Raw genomic sequence first — 4,739 nt, forward strand, 5'->3', positions numbered from 1 at the left:
TCTTCGCCAACAGATCGCCCCAATGTTTGCAGGCATCAAACCAGCGCGCGTTGCCCGTGAGTTGATACGCGCGCAACAATCCGAGTCCCATCTCCGCGGCGATATCGAGTTGCATGAACCCCTGAGGAGATGCCTGGCCATAGGGTATTCCTCGGTTCGGCACGCTGATAGGGAATAGGGGCCAGGGATGATCGGAACTGGTTAGGCATGTGTCGAGCAGGGCATCCGCTTGTAGCGTGACGAGCGCGATGGCTGCGGGATCGCCGGAGTAACGGTAATAGTCCACGAATCCAGACAAGGTGTACGCGGAACGCTGGCCCCAATCGCCGTTGTCCCAATCGCGCAGCGGGGGCACCGTGATTGTTCCATCGGGCGCGATGCGCCACGTGCCGTTGAAGACAAACTCGGGCGTAGGTGGATAGCCGCTGTCGCCTTTGGTCCAGGGATAACGTTTGAGTGTTTCCGCCGCGATGCGGACCCGGTAATCGAACTGCCCGTTCTGGCCCTGGTACCACGGCGCGATGACGCCGTGCTCGTCCTCCACGACGTCATACGCATAGTACTTAGTCTGTTGTCCCGCCGTGAGCAACGCGCAATGAATCAAACACACGATGCAAGCACTCATGGCCCCCTCCCTTGCTCAGGTTCTACCTACATACCGCGAAGGCTTGAGGAAACGAACGGAGCATGAGCATAAGGCTTTCGGAGGGTTATGCCATAATCGCCGGGATTGTTCCCGAGTGCATAACATCCAGTAGCCGCGCAGGAGTTACTACTCGCTGTCTTATTCTATAGCGAAATCCCGCTGGGTTGTGCCGCTCTCGTCAATTGTGACCGAGAACGTCTTGTTCATCCTTTCTCCGGGCCCGAGATTACCGGATACCTCCACCTCCAAGGTTCCAGAAGGAAGTCCCGTTAGTGAATAAGCGCCGTTCGTATTGGTTATTGCGGTGGCGCGTCGTGTTTCCCCCGACGGTGTTTGCCAGCGCGTAGTGACCCACGCGTAGTTGTTGGGGATGCCATTGAGATACACAGTGCCGGAGAGAGTTCCGGAGAGTTCGGCGAAGTCAAAGTCCTCCACCATCACCTTACCGTTTTCGACCTGTACATCGCGCGTGAGGGCGCGTGAGTCTCTTTGTGCGCCTGGCAACTCCAGCTCGGCGGTCAGCGTGGCTCGTCCCGAAGGTGCGTTCGCGAACCGGTAGCTGCCGTCATTGCCATACTTGGCTTCACCAAGGTGGCCCGCCAGCGCATCGGGATAGTCGACCCACACCCTGATTCGGATGCTTGGGTCCGCGATGGGTGCGCCGGACATCGTAACGCGGCCTTCGATTGTTCCGCCGCCTTTTTCCAGCACGATTCGCACGCGGCGCGCGTTGGATCCATCCTGCGACACTTTCGCGGCCCCAACGGCATAACCGGGAGTGTAGGCGGAATACAGATTGCCGAGGGGTGGGGGTGGCGGACTCTCAATGCGGAACGTGCCATCCTGATGAGACACGGTGATCGGCTTCTGTATGCCGATCTCTTGAAGGTCTATCCGTACAGAACCTTCGAAGACCTTCGCTCCAGGCAACGGATTGCCTGCTGTGTCGACTATGATTCCCTCGATGGGATCGGCGCGTTCAAGGTTGATTACAACGTCGTCGATCATCTGCCCGGGCCGGACGTCTCGCACTACTCTTCGGGCAACCTCGTAACCCGGAGCGCACGCGAAGAGGGTGTTGTCACCGGATGCGACCTTGTCGAAACTGAAGACACCCTCGTTATCCACGTTGAAAATACCACGCTCATCGAGCATCTCGCCGCAGCTTGCCTGGTCTCCCCTCTCAAGGACTACGCGGTAATCAACAACGGAATCACCTGCGCTCGCGGCCACGACGCGACCTCTAATAGTTGCGTACATTGACAACGCGAGCTTTATCTCATCGCTTCCGGCAGGGATCATATGAATTTGTGACGGAGCAAATCCGGAAAGATCTCCTGTGACGGTGTACTCGCCTTCGGATAGTCCCACGATACGAAATGTACCATCGGCATCCGAATATGCTGTGTATCCGTCCAATTCAGGGGGAGTCTCGATAACTTCGGCATAAACACGTACGCTTTCCAGGGGATTTCCCTCTTGATCCACAACGCGTCCTGAGATGGCAAGTCCCGTTTCCTCGGGACGGCCCAGGACAATGCGAATATCTTGAATGGCCTCGCCTTTGCCAACAACGATCCGTTTGAGTACCTGCGTAAAATATGGATTGGGGGCATGCGCGCTACTCGGCGGACTTGCCTGCAATCCGTATACGCCGGGCATGAGACCCGTAAGCTCGAACGCGCCATCGGCCTTTGTCGTGATTGACGGTCCATTGCCGAAATCATTGAAGATGACCCCTCGCTCGTCACTTCTGCCATTAATGGGAAAGTTCTCGCGCAAGTAGGTGGCCGCTACCTGAGCGTTGGCAACAGGAAGGCCATTCTTGTCAACAAGTGTGCCGGACAACGCAGCGCCGGGCTCTAGTTTCAAGATGACACCGGAAAGGCCTTCCTGCGTCAACATTCTCGGGCCATCAATCTCACTGAGGTCAGTTCCGAGTGTGGCCTGAAGAAACAACGTTCCACCGGGCATGAACCTATAGAAGGTGAAGTCACCATTTGCGTCGGCTTTCGTGCTTCGGGGAATAAACTCCAATTGTCCTTTGCGCGCACTGCCGCGCACTTCCGCATCTGCTATAGGCTGCCCTGATCGATCCAGCACTCTCCCTGAGACCGTTGCGCCGAGCGAAATCCGGAAGTTGACGCCATCCAATTTTTCGCCAAGGCGCGCTACGGTCACTGGTATTTCTTCGCGGCCTCCCCCCTTCTTTAACCAGCAGGCGACCGCGAATTCTCCAAGAGGAAGGCCCTCAAGCCGGAAACGCCCGTCTTCATCGGTGCGCCCCAAGGTCCCACGGCATAGCATGTGCCCTCTTGGCAGTTTCATCATTGCAAACACGGTGAGCCGCTCCAAGGGAAGACCGTTCTCCAATTGAATCACACGCCCCGAAACTTCCGCTCCACGCGCGATCTTCATGCGAACGGATGTTGTTTGGCCGGACTCTATATTGAATCGGACAAGTCCCGATCCGTATTCGGCCTCGAATTGCGGTGCTCCGCCCAGAAGTACATACGGTCCCTCGCGCGGGAATGCTAGGTACTCACGTGCAGGAAAGGAACCTGTGAAGAGTCCGTTCTCGTCCGTTTTCAGTTTTGGCTGTTCTTTGCCGCGTTCCTCTTCAGCAATCACACTGAACTCCACCGGACCTACGGATTGGCCGGTATCTGCATCGACGAATTCAACGGATAGTGTGCCTGCGTCCGTGCTTTCCTGAGAGAGATGTGTCTTCATTTCGGTTGTGTCGTCTTGAGCGACATGGAGAAGGCCGCCGGTGTCAACCGCGGCGCGAGTTACCGGGGGCTTCTCTTCACCCATGCGGTTGTATGCCAACCACGAAGCAAGGACAACTCCGACGAGCACAGCCGCGGCCAGCACGGTTTTGCTTGAGGCCCAGATTCCCGTTAGCGATTGGACCGTGCCTATCAGCGTCGCGGCTTCCGCGGATTGGGAGAGTGCGAGTCTTCCTAAGGTCGCGGTCAACGTAGCGGGTATGGCGTTGGCCTCGGCGAAACTTGCTGACAATGCCGCGCCAAGCGCTACGGACGAAGTCGGTAGGCCGCGTTTCTTGAGTATCGCTCCCATTTGATCGAGCGCGCGGTGAATGCGCTGGGTAACGGCGGATCGTGAAATGCCCAACTCCGACGCGACGGCCTCGTGGGTCTTGCCTTCCAGAAAGTGCGCCGTGACAGGGATGCGCAAGTCATCCGGCAACATCGCAAGCGCTTCGTCGACGTAGGCGTATACGTCGTCCCATTCAGGTTCGTCGCCACGATCGGACTGGCCGGCAAAGCGAACCTCGCGCCGCTTGCGGCGGCCTTCCGATTCGAGACGTTTGAGGCAGCGATTGGTCGCGACGCCATGCAACCAGGCTCCGAGAGACTTCTTCCACAGGGGACGGCGCGCCTTGATGAAGATCTCGAAACACTCCTGGGCAACGTCTTCCGCTTCGTGGGAATTGCCCAGAATTCGCGCGCAGGTGGCGTACACCATTCCGGCATGGCGCTGTACGATGGCCCTGAACGCTTCTGGATCGCGCGTGTTAATCCACTGCTCAAGAATCCAGTCGCCTGCGTACTGCATACACCGTCCTCCGGGAACCCGTCGCCCAATCCTATCAATACGTTCCCGCCGGGCGTCGTTTGGTCAGCGGCTGGTGCGTTGCTTACCGCAGCGCCTTCCGCAGAACCGGTTCTATGGCATCGGCGTACGAGATGAATCCGACGTCGGTGGGGTGTGTGCCGTCGACGGTGGACTCGGTGGTGTCGCCGAGGAGCTTGTCGCCTTTCACGTAGTACAGGTTCTTGACGCCTTGCGCGACGAGGCGGTCGTAGCCAGCGCGAAGCGCGCCGTTCTTCTCCGCGAGCGCCTTCTGGCGTTCGGGATAGAACCACACGTTGCTGCGCGTGATGTCTTCGACGAAGATGATGGGCACGCCGGGCCGTTTCTCGCGCAGGATTTTCACCGCCGGTTCGACGCGCTCCTTGACCTGCTGGGTGTTCATGTTGGGGAGGCAGTCCAACACGTAGGCTGCGGCATCGATCTCGCGAATGAAGGTGACAAGCTCGGCTTCCATCGGGCCGTTACCCGAAAA

General features: G+C 58.1%; 3 protein-coding genes. All 3 read right to left on the reverse strand.

Going from position 1 to position 4,739, the window contains the following annotated elements:
- The coding region (locus K1Y02_25425; protein MBX7259722.1) for a hypothetical protein at window positions 1-625 on the reverse strand (625 nt) is incomplete at its 3' end.
- 159 nt (window positions 626-784) lie between these two features.
- Window positions 785-4,228 (reverse strand): sigma-70 family RNA polymerase sigma factor, encoded by a 3,444-nt coding sequence (locus tag K1Y02_25430; protein ID MBX7259723.1) that lies wholly within the window; start codon window positions 4,226-4,228, stop codon window positions 785-787.
- An 82-nt stretch (window positions 4,229-4,310) separates the two neighbouring features.
- On the reverse strand, window positions 4,311-4,739 hold a 429-nt coding region (locus K1Y02_25435), incomplete at its 5' end, for a hypothetical protein (protein ID MBX7259724.1).

It is taken from the genome of Candidatus Hydrogenedentota bacterium (genome assembly GCA_019695095.1).
Lineage (GTDB): Bacteria > Hydrogenedentota > Hydrogenedentia > Hydrogenedentales > SLHB01 > JAIBAQ01.